This window comes from Streptomyces mangrovi, from assembly GCF_900114215.1.
Taxonomy (GTDB): domain Bacteria; phylum Actinomycetota; class Actinomycetes; order Streptomycetales; family Streptomycetaceae; genus Streptomyces; species Streptomyces barkulensis.
The window spans coordinates 91611-111533 of record NZ_FOSG01000014.1; the positions used below are offsets into that span (position 1 = coordinate 91611).

Sequence of the window (19923 nt, forward strand, 5' to 3'; positions counted from 1 at the left end):
CTGGGGCCGGGTCAGCCGCCGGAGCCGCCGCCGGGCCCGCCCGGCGCTCCCCCGGCCGTGGCCGCCCCGTCGCCGGCGGTGGTGCCGCCGGTGGTGGTGGTGTCCGCGCCGCCGGTGGTGGCGCCGGTGTCGCCGCCGGCGCCGCCCTCGGTGGTGCCGCCGTCGCCCGGGCCACCGGTGTCCGTGCCGCCCTCGGTGGTGCCGCCGTCGCCCGTGCCACCGGTGTCCGTGCCACCGGTGTCGGTGCCGCCGTCGGTGGTGCCCTCGTCGGTGCCGCCGTCGGGCTCGCTGGGCTCGCCGCTGGTCGAGGGCTCCGGGCTGAGCTGCCCGCCGCCCGTGCCGCCGGTGTTCCCGCCGCCGTTCTGCCAGCCGCCCGTGCCGCCGGGCTCGGTGTTGCCGCCCCGGCCGGGCTCCTCGGTCTCCTCCTCGTCGGGTGAGGGCTCCGACGAGCTCTCCTCCGGGGAGGGCGTGGAGGTGGTCTTCTCCGGTCCCTTCTGGTCCTGGCCGCCCTCGTTGCCGTTGACGGCCAGGAAGATGCCCGCGGCGATGGCGAGGACGGAGAAGAAGGCGATCAGCCCGTACTTCAGGCCGCTGCCGCCCCGGCGCCCGTCCCCGTAGCCGCCGCCCGTGTCGTATCCACCGCCGTCGTACGAGCCGCCGCCGGGGGCGCCCATCAGCAGCGGGGGGCCGACCCGGGTCGCGGAGTCGTCGGGGTAGCCGCCCGCGGGGGTGGCGGAGGGGGTGTCGCCGCCCTGGTAGGCGCCCGGGGTGCCCATGGCGGGAGTGGCGCCGGTGGAGACCACCGCGCCGGTGTTCCACAGGCCACCGGTGTGGCCGCCCTGCTCCTGGAGCATGCGCAGCGCGTACTGCACCAGGCCGCGCATCTCCTCGGCGGTCTGGAAGCGGTCGTCCGGGTCCTTGGCCAGCGCCCGCATCACCAGGCCGTCCAGCTCCGGCGGCACCGAGTCGTTCACCCGCGAGGGCTGCACCGGCTCGTCCTGGACGTGCTGGTAGACCACCGACAGCGGGGTCTCGCCGGTGAACGGCGGACGCAGCGAGAGCAGCTCGTAGAGCATGCAGCCCGTGGCGTACAGGTCGGAGCGGGCGTCCACCGTCTTGCCGAGCGCCTGCTCGGGGGAGAGGTACTGCGGGGTGCCCATGACCATGCCCGTCTGGGTCATGGTGGTGGACGCGCCGTGCAGGGCGCGGGCGATTCCGAAGTCCATCACCTTCACGGCGCCGTTGCCGGTGATGATGACGTTGGCGGGCTTGATGTCGCGGTGCACGATGCCGTGCTGGTGGCTGTAGGCGAGCGCCTCCAGCACCCCGGAGATGATGATCAGCGCCTGCTCGGGCGGCGGCGCGTCGGCGTTGAGCAGGAGGTCGCGGATGGTGCGGCCCTCGACCAGCTCCATGACGATGTACGGCACGGTGTTGCCGCCGACCACGTCCTCGCCGGAGTCGTAGACGGCCACCACCGCGTGGTGGTTGAGGCCGGCGACGGACTGCGCCTCGCGCGTGAAGCGGGCCTTGGAGATCGGGTCCTCGGCGAGGTCCGCGCGCAGCAGCTTGACGGCGACGGTGCGGCCCAGGCGTACGTCCTCGGCGGCGAACACCTCCGCCATGCCGCCGCGGCCGAGCCGGCGCGTGAGGCGGTAGCGTCCGTCGCCCACCACACCGCCACTGCCCCACGACTCGGGCGAATCGGACACCCCACCAGCAGTCTCGTCGGGCTCCGAAGGCCCTCCGGCGGCTTGTGTCTGTGCCATCAGTCCTCGCCGTAGATCAGGTCCGCGAGCGCGGATCCGTACGCTCTGCTCCCTGAGCACGCTAACAGGGTCCGGGGGCCGTGCCCCTCGGCGAAGGCGAAGAGACGCGGCGCGGGATGTGGCACCGAGAGCGCTGGGGGCAGCAACGGACCATCCAACCCGCTCGGGCGTCCAACTGGCAAGTTACGATGTCACACGCCCCCGCGAGCGTGTGTGACGCGTATGCGCGCATCGGGTCACGGAACGGGCAAGCGCCTTGACGTGTCCGGCCGCTGGGGCAGACTTGGCCTGGAATCACGGGTGGAGTCCACGGGTGGACCGGTGCCCCGCCCGGCGTTCTCGAAGGTCGGCCGGCGGCACCACGGGCACCAGCAGAGCAACCGCACACGCGCAGGCCCGTAAGACGGCAGTCCTGCGGCGCCGAGGGGGAAGCAGTCAGATGAGCGACGACGGCGCGCAGGCCGCGTACCAGGGGCGTACGGTCGGCGGCGGGCGCTACCAGCTGCGCGACCTGCTGGGCCAGGGCGGCATGGCGTCGGTGCACCTGGCCTACGACACGGTGCTCGACCGGCAGGTGGCGGTCAAGACCCTCCACACCGAGCTGGGCCGCGAGCAGTCCTTCCGGGAGCGCTTCCGCCGCGAGGCGCAGGCGGTCGCCAAGCTGACGCACACCAACATCGTCTCGGTCTTCGACTCCGGCGAGGACGAGATCGACGGCGCGACGGTGCCCTACATCGTCATGGAGTACGTCGAGGGCAAGCCGCTGCGCACCGTCCTCGACGAGGACGTGGCCCGGCTCGGGGCGATGCCGAGCGACAAGGCGCTGACGATCGTCTCCGAGGTGCTCGCCGCACTGGAGGCCAGCCACGAGATGGGCCTGGTGCACCGGGACATCAAGCCGGGCAACGTCATGCTGAACAGGCGCGGCACGGTCAAGGTGATGGACTTCGGCATCGCCCGCGCCATGCAGTCCGGCGTCACCTCGATGACGCAGACGGGCATGGTCGTCGGCACCCCGCAGTACCTCTCCCCCGAGCAGGCGCTGGGGCGCGGCGTGGACGCCCGCTCCGACCTGTACTCGGTGGGCATCATGCTCTTCGAACTGCTCACCGGGCGCCTCCCCTTCGACGCGGACTCGCCGCTGGCCATCGCGTACGCGCACGTCCAGGAGGAGCCGCCCGCACCCTCGTCGATCAACCGGTCGCTGCCCCCGGCCGTGGACGCGCTGGTCGCGCGGACGCTGCGGAAGAACCCCAACGAGCGGTTCCCGACGGCCGAGTCGATGCGCCAGGAGTGCGAGCGCGTCCGCAACTCGGTGGTCGCCTCGAACACCACCCCGCTGATCGCCGGCGGCGCTCCCGGCCCCAACAGCGGCGCGGCCGTCTCCCAGTCGGTCTTCCCGCCGGTGGACGCCCAGGCCACCCCGCCGCCGCCGAACGTGCAGCAGCCGTACCAGCCGCACTACGCGCCGGCGGCCGGCTTCGGGGCCGCGGGGCCGGTCCAGCAGGGCTACTCCACACCGGCGCCGGGCCCGTACGGCCCTCAGGGCGGCGCGCCGACCCCGCCGCCCTACACCGTCTCGCCCCAGCCCCAGCCCTCCGGCGGCGGCAGGAACACCGGGGTGATCGTCGGATCGGCGGTCGCGGCGATCATCGTCGTCGCCGCCGTGATCATCGCGGTGACGCTCAACGGCGGTGGCGGTGGCGGGGAGGACCCGCGGGCGGGCGAGTCCCCGGGGCCCGTCCGGACGGCTGAGCAGCCCGCGGGCACCGGCGGGGCCGACTCCGCCGACTCCGGCGGCGGCACAGGTGGCCAGGAGACCGACGGCGACAGCGCCGGCACGGACACCGACGACGGCGGAGATGACGGCGGAGATGACGGCTTCAAGGACGAGGACACCTCGAAGACCATCGACCCGGCCAAGTGCACGGAGGCGTCGGACAGCCTCTTCGACAAGGGCAAGACGAGCATGCCCGACCTGACTTTCAAGCACCTGGACTCGGTCAAGGAGTGCGTCCGCGAGGCGGGCTGGATCCTGGACGACGTCGAGTACGAGGACGAGAACCTGTACGGGAAGAACACCGTCCTCAAGCAGTCCCCGGAGGCCTACGAGGGCTTCGACCCGAAGAAGGACAAGATCACGCTGACCGTCTCCACCGGTCACCCGGAGGGCTGACGGCGGCGGACGCGAACGAGGGGCGGACGCGAACGAGGGGCGGACGCGAACGAGGGGCCGGCACGCGGATCGCGTGCCGGCCCCTCGCACGTACGGGGTCCGGGCCGCTCGGAGGCGGCCGCTCGGAGATGTCAGAGGTAGGGGCCGCCGGAGCGGATCTGGCCGCCGCGCCCGTCGCCCTCCTCCTCGGGCAGCGCGCCCGCCGGAAGCGCGCGGCGCATCTGCTCCAGCTGGGCGCGGGCCGCCATCTGCTGGGCGAACAGCGCCGTCTGGATACCGTGGAACAGCCCCTCCAGCCAGCCCACGAGCTGGGCCTGGGCGATCCGCAGCTCGGCGTCGGTGGGCACCACGTCGTCGGTGAACGGCAGCGAGATCCGCTCCAGCTCCTCGATCAGCTCGGGCGCCAGACCGTCCTCCAGCTCCTTGACCGAGCTGGCGTGGATCTCCTTGAGCCGGGCACGGCTGGCCTCGTCCAGGGGAGCCGACTTGACCTCCTCCAGGAGCTGCTTGATCATGCTGCCGATCCGCATGACCTTCGCGGGCTGCTCGACCATCTCCGTCACGGGGATCTCACGCGGCTCGTCGTCGGAGCCGCCGTCCCCGCTCCTGGGAGCGGCGGTGCTGCCGAGGGCCATTCCGTCCGGCCCCACGACCAGGACGTGCTGGCCCTCCTGCGAGCGTTCGTTCATCGGCTGAGTCATACCCCCATTCTGCAATGCCCGTCCCCGCGGCCGGAGGGCGATCCCCCGGGAGCGGGGACGCCCGTCTCAGCGCCGCAGCCGCAGGGCGAGCGAGGCCAGGCCCAGACCGAGGAAGGTCAGCCCCGCACCGAGCGGCAGCACCGGGAGGAGCTGGCCGCCGGTGGCGGGCGTCGCACGGTTCCGGTCGGGCTCCTCGCCGCTTCGGCCGTCGTCGTACACGTAGTCGTCGTAGTGGTCGCCGGCGCCGCTGCGCCGGTCGACGATCTGCTCGGCCCGGCCCTGGGGGGTCTGCCGCGGCGTGCCCGGCGGACCGGCGGATCCGGTGGGACCGCGCTCCCCGTCGCCGTCCCCGCCGGGGGCCGTACCGGACGGTTGGCCGGAGGGCTCACCGGAGGTGGGCTCCGGCGTGGGAGTGGGCGTGGACGACGGGTCCGGGCCGGGGGAGGAGCTGCCCGGCCACGGCGGCAGGGTGAAGCGCGGGGGGCGCTTCGTCTCCTCGGGATCGTCCGGCTCCCGCGGTTCGTCCGGCTCCCCGCTCTCCTGCGGGTCGTCCGGGTCGTCCGGAGAGGCGGTGGGGGAGGACGAGGACTTGGCCGGGCCCTCCGCCCCGGGCTCCACCCCGTCCCGCGCGCCGCCGGGAACGGCCGCCACGGCCGCGGACTGCTGGGAGGCCAGGGCGACGGGTGCCGGAACGAGCACCATCGCGCAGGCCAGCAGGGTGATCGCGGCTTCCCTCACCGCTACGCCCCCTCCCGTACCAGGCATCGAATGGTGTAACAAGCGTCACACGAACGCGCGGGCCCGGCATCCCGGACCGGCGGACCGGCGTCTCAGACGGTGAGGACGACCTTGCCCACGTGATCGCTCTCCTCGAGTACCCGGTGAGCCCGGGAGGCATTACTCATCGGCACCGTGCGATCCACGACCGCGCGGACCCGCCCGGCGGCGATCAGCGGCCAGACGTGCTCCCGCACCGCCGCGACGATCTCCGCCTTCTCCCCCGGCGGGCGGCCGCGCAGCGATGTGGCCGAGACCGTACCGCACTTGGCGAGCAGCGCCCCCAGGTTCAACTCCCCCTTGACGCCGCCCTGGAGGCCGATGACGACGATCCGGCCGCCGCGGGCGAGCGCCTTGACGTTCCGCTCCAGGTACTTGGCGCCGATGATGTCGAGGACGACGTCCGCGCCGCGTCCGCCGGTGGCCGCCCGGACCTCCTCGGCGAAGTCCTGCTCGCGGTAGTCGATCAGGACGTCCGCGCCCAGCTCCGCGCAGCGCTCCAGCTTCCTACGGCTGCCCGCGGTGACCGCCACCCGCGCGCCGACGGCCTTGGCGAGCTGGATCGCCATGGTGCCGATGCCGCTGGCCCCGCCGTGGACCAGCAGGGTCTCGCCGGGGCGCAGCCTCGCGTGCATGAAGACGTTCGACCAGACCGTGCACACGACCTCGGGGAGGGCGGCGGCGGTGACCGGGTCGAGCGGGCCGTCGGGAGTGTCGGGCAGCGGCAGGAGCTGGCCGTGCGGCACGACGACCTTCTCCGCGTACCCGCCGCCGGCGAGCAGCGCGCACACCCCGTCGCCGGCCTTCCAGCCGCCCACACCCGGCCCCAGCTCGGCGATCCGGCCCGCGCACTCCAGCCCGGGATGGGGCGAGGCGCCCGGGGGCGGGTCGTAGAAGCCCTGCCGCTGGAGGATGTCGGCGCGGTTGACGGCGCCGGCCGCCACCTCGACCAGGACCTCGCCGTCGCCGGGCACGGGGTCGTCCACCTCCGTCCAGGCGAGGACGTCGGGGCCGCCGGGTTCGGTGATGGTGATCGCGTGCATGGGGTGACGCTACCTCCGCGGGTTCTCCGAGGGCATGACGGTGGTGGAGGGGGTGGCACGACGGATGACGACGAGGCGGTCGGTGAGCTCCAGGACGGCCGCGTCCGGGTCGTCGTAGCCCAGCACCCGGTGGCCGCGCACCACGGAGACCACGAGGTCCTTGCACTCGCGCGGGGAGCGGCCGGCCTCGGCCTTGGTGACCGGGCGCTCGGTGAGGTTCAGCCCCGTGCCCTGGTGGATCAGGTCCTCCATGACCGCGCCCGCGCTCGGGCTGAGCATGGACATGCCGAGCAGCCGTCCGGCGGCACTGGCGCTGGTGATCACGGAGTCCGCGCCGGACTGCCGCAGCAGCGGCGCGTTCTCCTCCTCGCGCACCGCCGCGACGATGCGCAGATTGCGGTTGAGCTGACGGGCGGTGAGCGTCACCAGGACCGCGGTGTCGTCGCGCTGGGTGGAGATGACCACCTGGGCCGCCCGCTGCACCTCCGCCTTCAGCAGGACGTCGCTGCGGGTCGCGTCGCCGACGACGCCGGTGTAGCCGTCGGCGTTCGCCGCCTCGACGACCTTGCGGCTCGGATCGATTATCACGATCCGCTCCCGGGGGACCCCGGTCGAGATGAGCGTCTCGGCCGCGGAGCGCCCCTTCGTGCCGAAGCCGATGATGACGGTGTGGTCGCGCAAGGAGGACCTCCAGCGGGCCAGGCGGAACTGCTGGCGGGTCCGCTCGGCCAGCACCTCCAGGGTGGTGCCGATCAGGATGATCAGGAACAGGACGCGCAGCGGGGTGATGACCAGGACGTTGACCAGCCGGGCGCTGTCGCTGACCGGGGCGATGTCGCCGTAGCCGGTCGTGGAGAGGCTGACGGTGGTGTAGTAGAAGCAGTCCAGCAGCGAGACCTCGCCGTCGGCGTTGTCGGTGTAGCCGTCGCGCTCGAGGTAGACCAGGAACACCGTCACGAGCAGGACGATCAGCGCGGCCACCAGCCGCCGCAGCACCTGCCGCAGCGGCCCGGCCGCGGGCTCGGGGAGCTGCACGAAGTGCTGCAGCTCTTCGGGCGAGGTGTGGTTCATGCCGTCACGCCCACGGGAGTCTCAGGAGGTGTACACCGGCGCCGGTGGGGACGCCGCCGGGCGGCACGACCGCCAAAGCGGTGGCCGCCGCGATACCGCGGAGCATCGCGGGGCCGCTGAACCGCAGCGGCCGTACGCCACCGCCATCCTGCACGACCGGGACCAGCCGGGTGTCACGGGGGTGGCCCTGGATCTCGCCGAGGAGGGCGGCGGTGGGCAGTGCGTCGTCTCCGGTGCGCTGTTCGGTGCGCGGTCCGGTGGGCTGTCCGGTGCGCTGTTCGGTGCGCGGTCCGGTGGGCCGCGCTTCGGACGGGCCGGCGCCGGTGGCGGCCCGCAGCAGTGGTTCGGCGAGGGTGAGCAGCCCGGACACGGCCGCCAGCGGGTTGCCGGGCAGCCCGACCAGATGCGCGCCCGAGGGCAGCCGTGCCAGCAGCATCGGGTGGCCGGGGCGTACCCGCACCCCGTCGACCAGCAGCTCCGCCCCCAGGCGGCGCAGGGCCGGGTGGACGTGGTCGACGGGGCCGGCGGCCGTGCCGCCGGTGGTGACGACGAGGTCGGCGGCGGTCCCCTCCAGCGCGGCGTACAGCGCCCCGGCGTCGTCGCCGAGCCGGCGGGTGGCGGTGACCTCGGCGCCCAGAGCCGTCAGCCAGGGGCCGACCATCGGGCCGAGCGCGTCGCGGACCCGGCCGCCGGACGGGATGCCGGAGGCCAGCAGCTCGTCGCCCAGCACCAGGATTTCGACGCGGAGACGGCGTACGACCGGCAGCTCGTCCCAGCCCGCGGCGGCGGCCAGGCCCAGCACGGCCGGGGTGACCGGCGTACCGCCGGGCAGCAGATGGTCGCCCGCCCGGCACTCCTGGCCGCGCGGGCGGATGTCCGCGCCGTGCTGGGGCGCGCCGTTCGCACGCAGCCGCCGGTCGCGGACCTCGCCGTACTCGGAGCGCAGTACGGCGGTGGTGCCGGGCGGGATGCGGGCGCCCGTGGCGATGCGGACGGCGTGGCCGTCCGGGAGCGGGGCCGGGCGGTCGTCGCCGGCCAGGATGCCGTGTGGCGTGCCGGGGGCTGTGTCTCCGGTGTCTCCGGTGTCTCCGGCGTGCCCGGCGTGCCCGGCGTCCCGCGTGCCGTCCTCGGGGTCGAGCGGCTCCCACGGGCCGGGCCCGGAGACGGCCCAGCCGTCCATGGCCGAGGTGTCGAACGCCGGCAGATCGGTGAGCGCGGTCAGTGGGGCGGCGAGACGGTGGCCGAGGGCCTCGTCCAGGGGGACGGTGGCGGGCTCGGCCCGCCGGCCGGCACCGGCGCGGGCGGCGGCGGCACGGGCCGCGGGCCAGTCGCGGTGCCGTGCGCCGTCCCGCGGGCCGTGGGGGCCGCTCTTCCCGGGAGCCGGGCCGGGTTCCCGGCCCCCGGGCCGGCCGCCACCGCCGGCGGTGCCGTGCGTGTCGCCGTACGTGTCGCCGCGGCCGTTGGCCAGGGCCAGGGCGTCGGCCAGCTCATCGCCGCTCATCCGGCGTCCGTTCCCTCTCCGCCGCGGGACTCCCCGCTCCCGCCGGCCTTTCCCGTCCCCTCCGCCTCCGCGGCACCGGCGGCCTCCGCGGCCCAGCGCCGGGCCAGTTCGGCGGCCTTGCGCGCGGCCTCGGCCACGTCCTCGGGGCTCCCGCCCGCCCGCGCCGCCGCGTATCCGACGAGGAAGGTCGTCAGCGGGGCGGCGGGCCGGGCCACGCCGTGCGCGGCGTCCCGCGCGAGATCGAGAAGGGCGGCGGTGTCGACGTCGAGGTCGATACCGAGTTCGGCCTTGGCCGCGGTCATCCATTCGTTCAGCACGCGTCCATGCTCCCTGATGCGGGAGCGGGCCGAGGCGAGTTCCTCCCAGGTGTCGCAGTCGCGGGCCTCCTCGGGGCCGGCGGGGGCGATGCGGCGCAGCACGAGCTCATCGGTGAGCAACCGCAGGGGGAGGTTCGCCGGCCGTCCGTGCTCGGCGGTGAGCAGGGCCAGTTCGCGGCGGAGGGACTCGGCACGGTAGGCGCCCAGAAGGGGCTGGGCACACCCGTCGTCCACCACGATCGCCCCGTCGGGGGCGTCGGGGCCGGGGGCCGTGCCGTGGTGGATGCCGTGCGTACCGTCCGTGCCGTGCACGGCGTCCAGCAGCGCCCGCACGGTGGCGGGCGTCAGGAACGGCAGATCGGCGGAGAGCACCAGCACCGTCCCGCTCCCGGTGCGGCGCAGTCCGGCGTCGAGGGCCGCCAGCGGCCCGCCGCCGGGCGGATCCTCGCGCACCCAGTCCACCGGCCGGGCCGTCGGCCTGCGCGGGCCGACGACCACCGTCCGCGCCGCGTCCGCGCAGGCGTCCAGCACCCGGTCGAGCAGCGTCCGGCCCCCGACGGTGAGGGCGGGCTTGTCCGCCCCGCCGAGCCGGCGGGCGGCGCCGCCGGCGATGACGACGGCGTCGTACACATGAGTCATGACCCGAGTGTGACCCTCTCCGCCCCGGCCCGGGCGGAGAGGGTCCCCGGCCGGGGCCGGCGGGGGAGGAGTCAAAGAGTGCGCAGCAGTACGGCCGGGTGCTCGACGCAGTCCGCCACGTACCGCAGGAAGCCGCCCGCCGTACCTCCGTCGCACACCCGGTGGTCGAAGGTGAAGGAGAGCTGCACGACCTGGCGTACCGCCAGCTCGCCCTCGTGCACCCACGGCTTGGGGGTGATGCGGCCGACCCCGAGCATCGCCGCCTCGGGGTGGTTGATGATCGGAGTCGAGCCGTCCACCCCGAACACGCCGTAGTTGTTGAGGGTGAAGGTGCCTCCGGTCAGCTCGGCGGGCGTCAGCCTTCCCGCGCGGGCGGACTCGGTCAGCCGGGCGATCTCCTCGGACAGCTCGGCCGCGCCGCGGGTGTGGGCGTCGCGTACGACGGGGACCACGAGCCCGCGGTCGGTCTGCGCGGCGAAGCCCAGGTGGACCTCGGGCAGCCGGACGATCTCGCGCGCGGCCGTGTCCACCGTCGCGTTCAGCTCGGGGAACCGGGCGAGGGCGGCCGTGCAGATCCGGGCGAGGAGCGCGAGCAGGGAGATCTTCGGTCCCGCGGCGTTCATCGCCCGCCGGGCGGCGAGCAGTTCGGTGGCGTCGGCGTCCACCCAGCAGGTGGCGTCGGGGATCTCGCGCCGGGAGGTGGAGAGCTTGTCGGCGACCGTACCGCGCAGCCCGCGCAGCGGGATCCGCTCGCCGCGCGCGGCGGCACCGGCGGCGGGTACGGGCGCGGATGCGGGTGCGGACACGGCGGCGCCGTCGGCCGGGGCGGCCGAGGCGGGCACGGCATGTGCCTCCGCCACCGCGCGCTCGACGTCGGCGCGCAGGATCAGCCCCCGCGGGCCGGAGCCGGCGACCTGCCGCAGGTCGATCCCGTGCTCCCGCGCGAGCCGCCGCACCAGCGGCGAGATCACCGGGACGGGGCCGTCGGCGGGACGGGTCTCCACGGGCGCGGCGGGCGCGGCGGGCGCGGCGGGCGCGGACGCCTCCGGGGCCGGAGCCGCGGGGGCCGCGGGGGCAGCCGGCGCGGGGGGAGCTGCGGGGGCAGCCGGCGCGGAGGGGGCTGCGGACACGACGGCGGACGCCGGGACGGGCACGCCGTTCGCCGGGCGGACCCGCCTGCGGCGGGCGGCGGGCGCACCCGTGCCGTATCCCACCAGTACGTTCCCGGACTTCTCCGAGGTCTCGGCCGACACCTCGGCCGGTGCCCCGGCGGGGGCCCCGGCCGGCTCGCCCGCCGGGGCGGCGGACGCTCCGACGGCCACCGTCACCAGCGGCGCGCCGACGGGGATCTCGGCACCCTCCTCCCCGAACCGGGCGGTGACCACACCGCCGTACGGGCACGGCACCTCGACCATCGCCTTGGCCGTCTCGACCTCCACCACCGGCTGGTCGACGGCGACGGCGTCGCCGACGGACACCAGCCAGCGGACGATCTCGGCCTCCGTCAGGCCCTCGCCCAGATCGGGCAGGGCGAACTCGCGGACCTCGGCCATCAGCGGCCACCCCTCTCGGGCGTATCCGTCCCGCCGAACGCCTCGGGCCGCTCGGTCCACTCCGACTCCCACTGGAGCCGGGCGACGGCGTCCAGGACGCGGTCCACTCCGGGCAGGTGGTGGCGCTCCAGCATCGGCGGCGGGTAGGGGATGTCGAATCCGGCCACCCGCAGCACCGGCGCCTCCAGGTGGTGGAAGCAGCGCTCGGTGATCCGGGCGGCGATCTCGCCGCCGGGGCCGCCGAAACCGGACGACTCGTGGACGACCACGGCCCGGCCGGTGCGCCGCACCGACGCGCAGACCGTCTCGTCGTCGAAGGGCACCAGGGAGCGCAGGTCGACGACCTCCAGCTCCCAGCCCTCCTCGCGGGCGGCCTCGGCCGCCTCCAGGCAGACGGGCACCGACGGGCCGTAGGTGATCAGCGTGGCGGACGTCCCCGTACGGCGGACCCGGGCGCGGCCGACGGGCTCGACGGTCTCGGGCTCCTCCGGCGACCAGTCGGCCTTCGACCAGTACAGCCGCTTGGGCTCCAGGAAGACCACCGGGTCGTCGGAGGCGATGGCGGCCCGCAGCATCCCGTAGGCGTCGGCCACCGTCGCCGGGGTCACCACGTGCAGGCCGGGGGTGGCCATGTAGTACGCCTCGGAGGAGTCGCTGTGGTGCTCCACACCGCCGATCCCGCCGCCGTAGGGCACCCGGATGGTGATGGGCAGCGGCATGGCGCCGCGCGTGCGGTTGCGCATCTTGGCGACGTGGCTGAGGAGCTGCTCGAAGGCCGGGTAGGCGAAGGCGTCGAACTGCATCTCCACCACCGGCCGCAGCCCGTACATCGCCATGCCGACGGCCGTGCCCAGGATGCCGGCCTCGGCCAGTGGGGTGTCGGTGCAGCGGTCCTCGCCGAACTCGGCGGTCAGGCCGTCGGTGACGCGGAAGACGCCGCCGAGCGTGCCGACGTCCTCGCCGAGCACGTGCACGGACGGGTCCTCGGCCATGGCGTCGCGCATCGCGCGGTTGAGTGCCTGGGCCATGGTGGCGGGCTTGCGGGCGGCTCCGGAACCGGCTCGGGCCTTCCGGTCCGCCCTGCCCGCCCTGTCCGCGCTCCTGCCCGTGGTCGCGGTCGTCATCGCTCGCCTCCCGCTGCGTTCCCGGCGGCCCCGCCGTGCCCGGCGGTCCCGTCCTGTCCGTCGTTCTCCGCGTCCAGCTCGGCGCGCAGCTGTGCGGCCTGCTCCCTGAGCTGCGTGGTCTTCTCCGCGTAGACGTGGTCGAAGAGATCCGCCGGGTCGAGCGCCGGATCCTCGTTCATCGCCTCGCGCAGCCGCGCGGCCATCTCCTCGGCCTCCTCGTGCGCCCCGTCGCGTGTCGCGTCGTCGAACAGGCCGCGCTCGGTCAGCTCACGCTCCAGCAGCGCCACGGGGTCGTGTTCGAGCCATGCGCCGACCTCGTCGTCGCCGCGGTAGCGGGTGGCGTCGTCGGCGTTGGTGTGGGCGTCGATCCGGTAGGTCACGGCCTCCACGAGGGTGGGCCCCTCGCCGCGCCGGGCGCGCTCGACGGCCTCGGCCAGGACGCGGTGGACGGCCGCCGCGTCGTTGCCGTCCACCAGCCGGCCGGGGACGCCGTAGCCGACGGCCTTGTGGGCCAGCGAGGGCGCGGCGGTCTGCTTGGCCAGGGGGACGGAGATCGCGAACCCGTTGTTCTGCACGAGGAAGACCGTCGGGGTGCGCCAGACGGCGGCGAAGTTCAGCGCCTCGTGGAAGTCGCCCTCGCTGGTGCCGCCGTCGCCGACCATGGCCAGCGCCACCACGTCGTCGCCCTTGAGCCGGGCGGCGTGGGCGAGCCCGACGGCGTGCGGCAGATGGGTGGCCAGCGGGGTGGACAGCGGGGCGACGCGGTGCCGGTGCGGGTCGTAGCCGGTGTGCCAGTCGCCGCGCAGCAGCCCCAGCGCCTCGGCCGGGTCCATGCCGCGGGCGACGGCGGCGAGGGTGTCGCGGTAGCTGGGGAAGAGCCAGTCCCGTTCCTCCAGCACCAGCGCCGCGGCCACCTCGCACGCCTCCTGCCCGGTGGAGGAGGGGTAGACGGCGAGCCTGCCCTGCTTGGTGAGCGCGGTGGCCTGCCGGTTGTACCGGCGGCCCCTCACCAGCTGCGCGTAGAGCGTCCTGAGCAGGCCGGGATCGAGGTCGGCACCGGTGCCCAGCAGTCGGTACGGCTCGGAGTCCGGCAGCAGCGGCACGGGGTCCGTGCGCGGCTGCCAGGCGGGCGGCGGCGCGGGGCGGTATGCGCCTGGCTGCTCCAGGACTGTCATGCGGCACCTCCTGGTAGGGGGCATCTGCGGGCAGGGGGCCGCACTGGATCCGGCGATCCCCCTACCGATTGTTCGGTCGCCGACTCATTTTGGCTACGGGTGGCACCGCCCTGTGGACAAACGGTTCTGCGCGGCGTGGGATGTCGGCAGGACGTCCATGGAGGGGAGGCGGCAGGCCATGCCGGAAGAACAGATGGCCCCCGAGGCGCCGGAGGAGGGGGACCGGCCACCCGCCAGACCGCTCGATCCCGTCGACCGGTCCATCCTGCGGATGCTGCAGCTGGACGGGCGCGCCTCGATACGGTCGGTCGCCGAAAGGGTGCACGTGTCCCGGGCGAACGCGTACGCCCGGATCAACCGCCTCGTGGAGGACGGGGTGATACGCGGCTTCACGGCCCGGGTGGACCACGAGCGCGCCGGCCAGGGCGCGGCGGCGTACATCACACTGAAGATCGTGCAGAACTCCTGGCGCGCGGTGCGCGAGAAGCTCCAGGCGCTGCCGGGTGCCGCGCACATCGCGCTGGTCAGCGGCGACTTCGATGTACTGCTGCTGGTGCACACCGCCGACAACCGGGCGCTGCGGGAACTGGTGCTCACCCGGATACAGGCGATGCCGGAGGTGCTGAGCACCCGCACCCTGCTGGTCTTCGAGGAGACCGACCTCGAACCCGAGCCGTGAGCGGCGCGCCGGGCGGCCCGCTCCGACCCCCTCGCCGTGCGCCCCGCCCTCGCCCCCGTGCCGCTACTGCCTGCGCAGCCCCTCGAAGGCCAGCCGCACCACCGCGTCGGCGACCCGCTCGCGGTCCGCGGCGTCCCCGGGCTGCGGGCGGTACCACTCCACGATGGAGTTGATCATTCCGAACAGCAGCCGGGTGGCCAGCCGGGCGTCGAGGTCCGAGCGGATGTCGCCCTCGGCCGCGGCGGCCTTCAGCAGCCCGGCCACCCGGTGGTCGAACTCCCGGCGGCGCTCCATCGCCCAGCGCTCGGTGCGGGTGTTGCCCCGCACCCGCAGCAGCAGGGTGACGTAGGGCAGCTCGGCCATCAGCACCTCGGTGGTGCGGCGGGTGACGTGTTCCAGCCGCTCGATCGCCCGTCCCCGGCCGGCGTCCGGTTCGTCCAGGATGGCGAAGAGGCCGTCGAGGGCGCGGGCTATCGCCCGGCGCAGCAGCTCCTCCTTGCTCCGCACGTGGTGGTAGATGGAGGACTTGGAGATCCCCGCCGCACGGGAGAGGTGCTCCATCGAAGTGCCGTCGTAACCGCGCTCGTTGAACACCTCCACGGCCACCGCGAGGAGCGACTCGGGCGTGTAGGTGTCGCGCCCCGGCGACTTGGCCGGTGACTTGGCCGACGGCTCGGCTGGCGGCTTGGCTGGCGGCTTGACTGGCATGGCCTCGATGTTATCCACAGGCGGCCTGCCCCTCTTGCCCCGACCGATCGTTCGGTAGCAGTATCTACCTGTCCGTCCGTCCGCGCACGGCCGCCCGCGCGCCCTCCACGGCCCGCCCGGGCGCCGTCCGTACGGGCGCCGCCGCCCGCCCGCTCGACAAGCTCGACGAGGAGTTGGTCCCCGATGGCCGCCGCACCCACCCAGGCCCCGCCGCTGACCCCGGAGGAACTCGCGGACAAGCACCGCCCGACGCTCGAGAGGGCACTGGAGGCGATCCGCACCCGGGAGTACTGGTCCCCGTATCCGGAGCACCCCAAGGCGTACGGCGAGGAGCACGGCACCCTCGGCCCCGCCGAGGGGAAGTCCGCTTTCGACACCCTGCTGGGCGGCCGTTTCGAGCTGGACCAGCCCGGCACGGACGGCTGGGTGGGCGGCGAGGTCTCGCCGTACGGCGTCGAGCTGGGCGTGGAGTACCCGCACGCCGATGTCGGGGCGCTGCTGCCCGCGATGCGTGCCGCGCTGCCCGCCTGGCGGGACGCCGGGCCTCGGGTGAGGGCGCTGGTGTGCCTGGAGATCCTGGCCCGGATCAACGCGCGCACCCACGAGTTCGCCCACGCGGTGATGCACACCAGCGGGCAGGCGTATCTGATGGCGATGCAGGCCGGCGGCCCGCACGCCCAGGACCGCGGTCTGGAGGCGGTGGCGTACGCCTACGCCGAGCAGACCCGCACCCCGGCCTCGGCGCGGTGGTCCAAGCCACAGGGCAAGCGGGATCCGCTGGAGCTGGGCAAGGAGTTCACGCCGGTGCCGCGCGGCGTCTCGCTGATGATCGGCTGCAACACCTTCCCCACCTGGAACGGCTACCCGGGGCTGTTCGCCTCCCTGGCCACGGGCAATCCGGTGCTGGTCAAGCCGCACCCGCGCGCGGTCCTGCCGCTGGCGATGACGGTGCGGGTCGCCCGTGAGGTCCTCGCCGAGGCGGGATTCGACCCGAACACGGTGGCGCTGGCCGCCGAGCGGGACGGCGAGGGCATCGCCAGGGAGCTGGCTCTGCGCCCCGAGGTCCGGATCATCGACTACACGGGGTCGACCGCCTTCGGCGACTGGCTGGAGGCCAACGCCCGCCAGGCCCAGGTCTTCACCGAGAAGGCCGGTGTGAACACGATCGTCGTCGACTCCACCGACGACTACCGGGGCATGCTGGGCAATCTGGCCTTCTCCCTGTCCCTCTACAGCGGCCAGATGTGCACCACCCCGCAGAACCTGCTGGTCCCACGCGGCGGCATCGACACGGACGCGGGCCACAAGTCCTACGAGGAGTTCACCGCGGACCTGGCGGGCGCGGTGGACAAGCTGCTGGGCGACGACCAGCGGGCGGCGGCGCTGCTGGGCGCGATCGTCAACCCCGGGGTGCGCGAGCGGCTGGAGGGCGCTTCGGAGCTGGGCGAGACCATTCTCGCCTCGCGCGCGGTGGAGCATCCGGAGTTCCCCGGCGCCACGGTCCGCACCCCGGCGATCGTCGGGTTGGACGGGGCGAAGCCCGAGTCGGAGGAGGTCTGCATGTCGGAGTGCTTCGGCCCGGTCTCCTTCGCCGTCGCCGTGGACTCCACGGCCGAGGCGGTCGAGCTGCTGCGCCGCACCGTCCGGGAGAAGGGCGCGATGACGGTCGGCGCCTACACCACCTCGCCCGAGGTGGAGCGACTGGTGGAGGAGGCCTGCCTGGAGGAGTGCGCCCAGCTCTCGCTGAACCTCACCGGCGGGGTGTACGTGAACCAGACCGCGGCGTTCTCCGACTTCCACGGCTCCGGCGGCAACCCGGCGGCCAACGCCGCGCTGTGCGACGGGGCGTTCGTGGCGAGCCGCTTCCGCGTGGTGGAGGTCCGCCGGCAGGCCTGACGCCTCCCGCTTCCGGGGCCCGCCGTTCGGCGGGCCCCGGGCCGGACGGTTCCCGGCGGGGCGCTCTCAGCCGATGTCGGCGTGTGCGCGGATCCAGGCGTGCATGGCGATGGCCGCCGCCGCGCCCGCGTTGATGGACCGGGTGGAGCCGAACTGGGCGATCGAGCAGACGCGTTCGGCGTGCTTCCACGCCTCCTGTGTCAGCCCCGGGCCCTCCTGGCCGAAGAGCAGCACACAGCGGCGGGGCAGTTCGGTCGTCTCCAGCGGGACGGCGCCGGGGAGGTTGTCGATCCCGATGACCGGCAGCCCCTCGGCCCGTGCCCAGTCGGCCAGCGCGGCCACGTCCGGGTGGTGGGTGATGTGCTGGTACCGGTCGGTGACCATCGCACCGCGCCGGTTCCACCGGCGCTTTCCGACGATGTGGATCTCCCTGGCCAGGAAGGCGTTGGCGGTGCGCACGACACTGCCGATGTTGAAGTCGTGGTTCCAGTTCTCCACCGCGACGTGGAAGTCGTGCCGCCGGGTGTCGAGATCGGCGACGATCGCCTCCCGGGTCCAGTAGCGGTAGCGGTCCGCGACGTTGCGCCGGTCGCCGCCGGCCAGCAGTTCCGGGTCGTATCGCTCACCGGCCGGCCACGGCTCGGGATGGGGGCCGACGCCCACCTCCGTGCCGTAGCCCTCGTCGTACTGCACGGGCTCGTCCCGCACGGGCCGGCCCTCCCTCTCGCCTTCGCTCACCCCACGAGGGTACGTGCGGGGCTGTCGTCCCCCGACGGCTCCGTCTCCTCCTCCGGCTCGCGCGGGCGGCCGCGGCGCAGCCGTCCGGCCGCCCGGGACACCCTGGCTCCGATCCAGACCAGGAGGACCGTCGGCAGGAAGACGGCGTCGGCCGCGATCATGGCGAGCGAGAAGAAGGGCAGCCCGAGAACGACGGCGATGGAGGCGTGCTCCAGCATCATCACGGCGAGCAGCACGTTCTTCACCCGGCGGTTGAAGAGGGTGAAGGGGAAGGCGACCTGGGCGATCACCGTGCCGTAGGTGAGCAGCAGGACCATCAGCCCACTGCTGCCCAGCACCTCGGCGAGGGCCGGCCAGGGGGAGAAGTAGTCCAGGTGCAGGGGGTAGTAGACGGCGGTGCCGTCCTGCCAGCGGGAGCCCTGGATCTTGTACCAGCCCGCGGTCGCGTAGATCAGGCAGACCTCGGCCATGATGATCAGCAGGACGGCGTTGTGGACGATGTTGCCCAGGACGTCCATCAGCCGACGGACGTTCTCCCGCCCGGCCCGTCCGCCCGCGGGGCGGGTGACGTACCACCACAGTCCGTACACCAGCCACAGACCCCACAGGAAGGTCGCCCAGCCCACGTAGAGCACCGGTCCGTCGTCGCCGAACCAGCTCAGCCGGCCGCCCGCGGTGGCCACCAGCAGGACGGCGCCGAGCAGCGACCACAGCGCGATGCCGACCAGATCGGTCCCCCCGGCTCCGGCGCCGCTCCCGGCACCGAAGCGGCGGGCGCGGCGGGCGTCGAGCGACCAGACCCGGCCGCAGCGGGTGAGCACCAGGTACATCGCCATCAGATGGATGACGTTGTCGCCGCCGTCGCCCATGAAGACGCTGCGGTTCTGCAGGGACAGCACACCGACCATGAACAGCACCGACATGGTCCTGGTGCGCCAGCCGACCAGCAGCGCGGCGGAGGAGAGGACGGCGAGGGCGTAGACGGCCTCGAACCAGACGGCGCTGTCGGACCACAGCAGCACCGTGAAGGCGTGGTTGCTCGCCACCAGCCGCTCGCCCAGCTCCCAGCTCCACGGGCCGTCCGGGCCGTACAGCTCGCGCCGGTGGGGCCACTCGAAGAGCAGGAAGACCAGCCAGGTGAAGGAGAAGCCGATCCGGACGACCGCGCTCTGGTACGGGCCCAGCGCCCGGTCGCTGACCTTGACGATGCCGCTCACGACCGCTTCGTCGGCCCTCGACAGCAGGCGCCGCGACCACGGACCGGCCGGTGCGGCGGTCGGTTCGCCGGGCGACCGCTCCCCGGCCCCGGACGGCTGCTCCCCGGCCCGCCGGGCGCCGGGGACGGACGCGGTGGAGGCGGGGACGGAGGTGGAGGGGGCGGGGGAGCCGTTCTCGGACTGTGTCACTGGTCCTCCGGGATGTCCGTGCGGTCGACCGGCCACCAGGGCAGCACCCGGTACGTGGTCCCGGCGTCCGCGCTCTCACCGCTCCACGGCGGCGGCGCGACCGGTGTGGTCGCCGACCGCACCTGCACGCGCCGGATCTCGCCGCCGTTCAGCTCGGGTCCGAACCGCGACATCACGATCCGCCGCAGATACTCCTCGGAGAGGTCCCCGCGCAGCCCGTTGGAGCGGTTCTCCGCGTCGTGCGAGCCGGTGAAGAAGTCCCAGGCGCGGCGGAGCTCGTTCTGGTCGGTGTGGCTGGGGAAGGGGTTGCCGCGGATGTTGCCGATGTCCATCGCCGTCAGGTCCACCCAGCCGGTCCGCTCGCGTCCGCCGTCCGGCCGGACCACCTCCGCGCGGGCGTGGACGGCGATGTTCTGCTGGAGCGGGTTGGGGGCGAACAGCTTCCAGTTCTGCTCGAACTCGGGGTTGACGTAGTCCGAGACCGTCGAACCGTGCTGCTTGCTGAGGGTGTTGTCCGGCGCGACGTGCAGGAAGACCATCGCCAGGTGTACGCCGGTGAGCACGGTGACGACGCCCAGCGCCACCGCGACGGCGATCCGCGCCGCGGGCGGGAGCGACATCACCCCCGGGGCGCCCCCGGGGGGCGTCCC

17 protein-coding genes are annotated in these 19923 nt (G+C 74.2%); 3 read left to right on the plus strand and 14 right to left on the minus strand.

Going from position 1 to position 19923, the window contains the following annotated elements; all coding sequences use genetic code 11:
- Window positions 1–11: 11 nt before the first annotated feature.
- Window positions 12–1769 (minus strand): protein kinase domain-containing protein, encoded by a 1758-nt coding sequence (locus BM237_RS19505; RefSeq protein WP_093850990.1) that lies wholly within the window; start codon window positions 1767–1769, stop codon window positions 12–14.
- A 439-nt stretch (window positions 1770–2208) separates the two neighbouring features.
- Between BM237_RS19505 and BM237_RS19510 the strand changes: the two genes are divergently transcribed.
- Window positions 2209–3945 carry a Stk1 family PASTA domain-containing Ser/Thr kinase gene (locus tag BM237_RS19510; RefSeq protein ID WP_093850991.1) on the plus strand — a complete coding sequence of 579 codons (1737 nt, stop codon included), beginning with the start codon at window positions 2209–2211 and terminating at the stop codon, window positions 3943–3945.
- 131 nt (window positions 3946–4076) lie between these two features.
- On the opposite strand, the gene BM237_RS19515 is transcribed toward BM237_RS19510, so the two are convergent.
- The 9 genes from BM237_RS19515 to pdhA all read right to left on the minus strand — a co-directional run bounded on the left by BM237_RS19515 (window position 4077) and on the right by pdhA (window position 13846).
- A complete protein-coding gene (locus tag BM237_RS19515) occupies window positions 4077–4646 on the minus strand; it encodes a bacterial proteasome activator family protein (RefSeq protein WP_175541064.1) in 570 nt (189 codons plus the stop codon).
- A 66-nt stretch (window positions 4647–4712) separates the two neighbouring features.
- A complete protein-coding gene (locus BM237_RS19520) occupies window positions 4713–5384 on the minus strand; it encodes a hypothetical protein (RefSeq protein WP_093850993.1) in 672 nt (223 codons plus the stop codon).
- A gap of 92 nt (window positions 5385–5476) precedes the next feature.
- On the minus strand, window positions 5477–6466 hold the full coding sequence (locus BM237_RS19525; protein WP_093850994.1) for an NAD(P)H-quinone oxidoreductase: 990 nt from the start codon (window positions 6464–6466) through the stop codon (window positions 5477–5479).
- Window positions 6467–6475: 9 nt separating this feature from the next.
- Window positions 6476–7537: a potassium channel family protein gene (locus BM237_RS19530; protein ID WP_093850995.1), complete on the minus strand. Its 1062-nt coding sequence runs from the start codon at window positions 7535–7537 to the stop codon at window positions 6476–6478.
- A gap of 4 nt (window positions 7538–7541) precedes the next feature.
- The gene (locus BM237_RS19535) at window positions 7542–9038 is read right to left on the minus strand and encodes a molybdopterin molybdotransferase MoeA (RefSeq protein WP_093850996.1); all 1497 of its coding nucleotides are present in this window, start codon (window positions 9036–9038) and stop codon (window positions 7542–7544) included.
- On the minus strand, window positions 9035–9994 hold the full coding sequence (locus BM237_RS30040) for an NTP transferase domain-containing protein (protein WP_093850997.1): 960 nt from the start codon (window positions 9992–9994) through the stop codon (window positions 9035–9037). Before BM237_RS30040 ends, BM237_RS19535 begins: the two co-directional genes overlap by 4 nt.
- Window positions 9995–10065: 71 nt before the next feature.
- The gene (locus tag BM237_RS19545) at window positions 10066–11547 is read right to left on the minus strand and encodes a dihydrolipoamide acetyltransferase family protein (protein ID WP_093850998.1); all 1482 of its coding nucleotides are present in this window, start codon (window positions 11545–11547) and stop codon (window positions 10066–10068) included.
- Window positions 11547–12671 carry an alpha-ketoacid dehydrogenase subunit beta gene (locus tag BM237_RS19550; protein ID WP_425443716.1) on the minus strand — a complete coding sequence of 375 codons (1125 nt, stop codon included), beginning with the start codon at window positions 12669–12671 and terminating at the stop codon, window positions 11547–11549. The genes BM237_RS19545 and BM237_RS19550 overlap by 1 nt, the downstream gene beginning before the upstream one ends.
- On the minus strand, window positions 12668–13846 hold the full coding sequence (gene pdhA, locus BM237_RS19555; RefSeq protein WP_093850999.1) for a pyruvate dehydrogenase (acetyl-transferring) E1 component subunit alpha: 1179 nt from the start codon (window positions 13844–13846) through the stop codon (window positions 12668–12670). The genes BM237_RS19550 and pdhA overlap by 4 nt, the downstream gene beginning before the upstream one ends.
- Window positions 13847–14024: 178 nt before the next feature.
- Here pdhA and BM237_RS19560 point away from each other — a divergent pair, with 178 nt between their 5' ends.
- Window positions 14025–14525 (plus strand): Lrp/AsnC family transcriptional regulator, encoded by a 501-nt coding sequence (locus tag BM237_RS19560; protein ID WP_093851000.1) that lies wholly within the window; start codon window positions 14025–14027, stop codon window positions 14523–14525.
- Window positions 14526–14588: 63 nt separating this feature from the next.
- Here the strand turns inward: BM237_RS19560 and BM237_RS19565 are convergent, their stop codons facing one another.
- Window positions 14589–15233 carry a TetR/AcrR family transcriptional regulator gene (locus BM237_RS19565; protein ID WP_093851001.1) on the minus strand — a complete coding sequence of 215 codons (645 nt, stop codon included), beginning with the start codon at window positions 15231–15233 and terminating at the stop codon, window positions 14589–14591.
- Between the two features lie 183 nt (window positions 15234–15416).
- Here BM237_RS19565 and paaN point away from each other — a divergent pair, with 183 nt between their 5' ends.
- Window positions 15417–17129: a phenylacetic acid degradation protein PaaN gene (paaN, locus tag BM237_RS19570; protein WP_093851002.1), complete on the plus strand. Its 1713-nt coding sequence runs from the start codon at window positions 15417–15419 to the stop codon at window positions 17127–17129.
- Between the two features lie 66 nt (window positions 17130–17195).
- Here the strand turns inward: paaN and BM237_RS19575 are convergent, their stop codons facing one another.
- The 3 genes from BM237_RS19575 to BM237_RS19585 all read right to left on the minus strand — a co-directional run bounded on the left by BM237_RS19575 (window position 17196) and on the right by BM237_RS19585 (window position 19893).
- Entirely contained in the window at window positions 17196–17867 is a 672-nt protein-coding gene (locus BM237_RS19575) for a TrmH family RNA methyltransferase (RefSeq protein WP_093851003.1), read from the minus strand.
- Complete coding sequence (locus BM237_RS19580) at window positions 17864–19108, minus strand: HTTM domain-containing protein (RefSeq protein ID WP_093851052.1); 1245 nt, start codon at window positions 19106–19108, stop codon at window positions 17864–17866. Before BM237_RS19580 ends, BM237_RS19575 begins: the two co-directional genes overlap by 4 nt.
- A gap of 161 nt (window positions 19109–19269) precedes the next feature.
- Complete coding sequence (locus BM237_RS19585; RefSeq protein WP_093851053.1) at window positions 19270–19893, minus strand: DUF5819 family protein; 624 nt, start codon at window positions 19891–19893, stop codon at window positions 19270–19272.
- Window positions 19894–19923: the final 30 nt, after the last annotated feature.